Below are 4,107 nucleotides of genomic sequence, written 5' to 3'. Positions count from 1 at the left end.
GACAGCCGTGGTGACTTCCGCCGCGACGACCGTCGTGATGACCGCCGTGGCGACGACCGTGGCGGGTTCCGTGGTCGCGATGACCGTGGCGGCGACCGCCCGTCGTTCCGCCGTGACGAGCGCTCGGGCGACCGTCCGTCCTTCCGCCGCGACGACGACCGCCGTGGTGGCGGCGACCGTGGTGGGTTCCGTCGGGACGACAGCCGTGGTGGTGACCGGGGCGGTTTCCGTGGCCGGGACGACCGTGGCGGCGACCGTGGGGGATACCGGGGCCGTGACGACCGTGGCGCCCGGCCGGGCGAGCGCGGTGGGTACCGGGGCCGTGACGACCGCCGGGACGACCGCGGTGGATACCGGGGCCGTGACGAGCGGGACCGCGACCGCGAGCCGATCAAGCGCCTTCCGATCCCGGACGACGTCACCGGTGACGAGATCGACAAGGACGTCCGCCAGGAGCTGCAGAGCCTCCCGAAGACGCTCGCCGAGGACGTCGCCAGGAACCTGGTGATGGTCGCCCGGCTCATCGACGAGGACCCCGAAGGCGCTTACGGCTACTCCAGGGTGGCCCTGCGTCTGGCGTCCCGTGTCGCGGCGGTCCGTGAGGCCGCCGGTTTCGCCGCCTACGCGACCCAGAAGTACAGCGAGGCCCTGGCCGAGTTCCGTGCCGCCCGCCGGATGACCGGCAACACCGAGCTGTGGCCCGTGATGGCCGACTGCGAGCGGGGGCTCGGGCGTCCCGAGAAGGCGCTGGACATGGCCGGTGCCCCCGAGGTGCAGAAGCTGGACAAGGCCGGCCAGGTCGAGATGCGGCTCGTCGCCGCCGGTGCCCGGCGTGACATGGACCAGCTCGACGCGGCCATCGTCACCCTCCAGAGCTCGGAGCTGGCCTCCAACTCCATCCAGCCCTGGACCGCCCGTCTGCGCTACGCCTACGCGGACGCCCTGCTGGCCGCCGGCCGGGAGGGCGAGGCGCGGGAGTGGTTCGCCAAGGCCGTCGAGGCCGACCGCGACGGCAGCACCGACGCCTCCGACCGGCTGGCCGAGCTGGACGGTGTCGAGTTCGTCGACGCGATGGACGAGGACGACGCGGAGACCGAGACCGTGGTGACGGTCGCGGTGGACGAGAACACCACCACGGACGATGAGCCCGAGGACGAGCCCGAGGACGAGGACAAGGACGAGCCGACGGACGAGGAAGCGTCCGAGGCCGACCAGCCGAAGATCGTCCAGATCAAGGACACCACCGAGGACTGATCCCGGCGGCGTGGCAGCACACGGATGAAGGGCGGGACCCCAGCGGTCCCGCCCTTTTTTCGTGTCCGGAACCAGCCGGAGCGGTCCTCAGATGTCCACCATCCGCAGCACCAGCCCCGACGCCGGCTTCGGGCCGAACGATGTCGACTTGCGCGGCATCGTCACCCCCTGCCGGGCCAGCTCGCGCACGACCTCCTCGCGTACCGGGTGCAGCAGCACCGCCGTGCCCCCGCCGCGTTCCGCCTTGTCGACGGTGGCAGCCGTGTCGTGGATGTAGGCGATGTGCGCGGGGGAGTCCTCGGGGATGCGCCAGACGTGCTCGAGGAGCACGGCGTGCAGGACCGTCGCGTCCAGGGAGCGCCAGGCGGGCGGGTGGCCGGCCGGGACCGTACGGTCCAGCAGGGCCGGGTCCGGTCGGTCCAGCAGGTGGAAGCCGCCGTCTCCCGCCAGCAGGAAGGCGTTGCCCTCGTTGGCCGCCTCCGCGAGCGCCTCCAGCGCCTCGGGCAGCGGGACCGCGAGGTGCCGTACCCGGAACAGGTCGCCCACGGCGGCCAGGGCGTCCGCCACCGGCAGGCCGTGCAGCAGGCGGTGGATGGCGCGGACGCGCAGCGGGTAGCGGACGGTGTCGACCAGCAGGACCAGGCCCAGGTCCCAGGGGCCGGGGGAGGGCTGCTCCGCGCGGAGCAGGCGGTAGGTGGCCCAGCGGTGGTGGCCGTCGGCGATGAGGGCCTGGTGGTGGGCGAGGCCCTCGCGGACGAGGGCCAGCTCGGCCGGGTCGGTGAGGTTCCACAGGCGGTGCCGTACACCGTCCTCGGTGGTAGTCGTCAGCAGGGGCGGGAGCTTCGCCGTGCGCTCGACGACCTCGGAGGTGGCGCCGTCGCCGCGGTAGGTCAGCAGCAGGGGTTCCAGGTTGGCGCGGGTGGCGCGCATCAGGCCGGCCCGGTCGGCGACCACCGGGTCCATCACGTCCTCGTGCGGGAGGACGACGCCGTCCTCCGGTTCCGAGACGCGCAGGGCGCCGATGACACCGCGCTGGAGCAGTCCGTCCACGTCCTGCTGCTCGTACACGTACAGGGCGGGGACCGGGTCGGGGGCGAGGATGCCCGAGGCGAGCCAGCGGCGCAGGGTGTCGGCGGCCTGTTCGTTGCGGATGTCGGGCGTGTCGGCCTGCGGCAGGATCAGCCGGACGATGTTGTACGGGTCGGCGTCCTGGAGGTGGTGCAGGCCGTCGGGGCGTACCACCACGTCGTACGGCGGGGAGGTGACGGAGGCCAGGCTGCCGACCCGTTCGGGGTCGTAACGAAGGCCGCGGAACGGGGTGAGTTCCAGACCTCGGGGCGCCATTGCTTCCGAGTGACCTGCGATGTTCATCCCGGCATCGTACGTGTGCGGGCGCGTTGCGGGATGATCGGGGGAAAGAGCGTCGAACGAGGAGCGATACGGATGAGCCGGAGCGTCAGGACGAGCCCCGAGGGCAGCGAGCGGCCCCTGCACGAGGCGTACGACACGGCGCTGCTCGACCTGGACGGGGTGGTGTACGCGGGCGGTGAGGCCATCGCGCACGCCGTGGACTCGCTGGCCGAAGCCCGTGCCGACGGCATGCACCTCGCGTATGTCACCAACAACGCGCTGCGCACCCCGGACGCGGTGGCCGGGCACCTGACCGAGCTGGGCATACCGACGGGTGCGGCGGACGTGATCACCTCCGCGCAGGCGGTGGCGCGGCTGATCAGCGAGCAGGTGCCGGCCGGGGCGAAGGTGCTGGTGATCGGCGGCGAGGGGCTGCGGGTGGCGCTGCGCGAGCGCGGGCTGACCCCGGTGGACTCGGCGGACGACGACCCGGCGGCGGTGGCGCAGGGTTACGGCGGCCCGGACTTCCCGTGGGGGCGGTTCGCGGAGGCGTCGTACGCGGTGGCGCGCGGGGTGCCGTGGTTCGCGTCCAACACCGACCTGACCATCCCGAGCGGGCGGGGCATCGCGCCGGGCAACGGCGCGGCCGTACAGGTCGTCCGGATCGCGACCGGTGCCGAGCCGCAGGTGGCGGGCAAGCCGTTGCCCCCGATGCACAAGGAGACCATCCTGCGCACCGGCGCCAAGCGGCCGCTGGTGGTCGGGGACCGGCTGGACACCGACATCGAGGGTGCCTACAACGGCGAGGTCGACTCGCTGCTGGTGCTGACCGGCGTCACCGACGGCGCCCAGCTGCTCGCCGCGCCCCCGCAGCACCGGCCGACCTATGTCGACGCCGATCTACGCGGCCTGCTCACCGGTCAGCCGGAGGTGACGGAGGACGGCGGGGGCTTCCGCTGCGGGGGCTGGACCGCCACGGCCGGTCCGGGCCACCTGGAGCTGTCGGGCGAGGGGGCCGAGCTGGACGGTCTGCGGGCGCTGTGCGCGGCGGCCTGGACGGCGGCCGGGGACGGCACTTGCGCGCTGGACGCGGAGAAGGCGCTGGCCAGGCTGGGACTTTGAGACTCCGCCAGCTGGGCGGGATCGAGACCGAATAGGAGGATAGGCTAACCTAACCGGGTGTTGGTCGAGAGTCGTCCGGAACAGCGCGCGGAAACCGCCCCCGCGCCCCCGAAGCGACAGCTGGCGCGCGCCCTCGGGCTGCTCCTGGCCGTCGCGCTGCTGGCGTTCGTCGCCATGGCGAGTATCGGAGTCGGCGCCAAATCGCTGGCGCCGGACCTCGTCTGGCACGGGCTGTTCCACGACAGCGGGACCTACGCCGACATCGTCGTACGGGACCGGATCTCCCGGACCGTCCTCGGTCTGCTGGCCGGGGCCGCGTTCGGGCTGTCCGGCGCGGTGCTCCAGGCGCTCACCCGCAACCCGCTGGCCGACCCCGGCCTG

4 protein-coding genes are annotated in these 4,107 nt (G+C 73.1%); 3 read left to right on the top strand and 1 reads right to left on the bottom strand.

Annotated features, from left to right (window positions below; all coding sequences use genetic code 11):
• Nucleotides 1–390 precede the first annotated feature (390 nt).
• Complete coding sequence (locus tag GT030_RS32410) at nt 391–1,254, top strand: hypothetical protein (RefSeq protein ID WP_346009792.1); 864 nt, start codon at nt 391–393, stop codon at nt 1,252–1,254.
• Nucleotides 1,255–1,341: 87 nt separating this feature from the next.
• On the opposite strand, the gene GT030_RS32405 is transcribed toward GT030_RS32410, so the two are convergent.
• A complete protein-coding gene (locus GT030_RS32405; protein ID WP_161204139.1) occupies nt 1,342–2,625 on the bottom strand; it encodes a DUF1015 domain-containing protein in 1,284 nt (427 codons plus the stop codon).
• Between the two features lie 72 nt (nt 2,626–2,697).
• Here GT030_RS32405 and GT030_RS32400 point away from each other — a divergent pair, with 72 nt between their 5' ends.
• Both GT030_RS32400 and GT030_RS32395 read left to right on the top strand, forming a co-directional pair.
• Nucleotides 2,698–3,726 (top strand): HAD hydrolase-like protein, encoded by a 1,029-nt coding sequence (locus GT030_RS32400; RefSeq protein WP_161204138.1) that lies wholly within the window; start codon nt 2,698–2,700, stop codon nt 3,724–3,726.
• Nucleotides 3,727–3,783: 57 nt separating this feature from the next.
• A partial coding sequence (locus tag GT030_RS32395) for an iron chelate uptake ABC transporter family permease subunit (RefSeq protein WP_161204137.1) occupies nt 3,784–4,107 on the top strand: 324 nt, incomplete at its 3' end.

This window comes from Streptomyces sp. SID1328 (assembly GCF_009865595.1).
Taxonomy (GTDB): Bacteria; Actinomycetota; Actinomycetes; order Streptomycetales; family Streptomycetaceae; genus Streptomyces; species Streptomyces griseoluteus.
The sequence above is the reverse complement of the archived record's forward strand: the minus strand, read 5'-3'. Positions and strand labels throughout refer to the sequence as shown.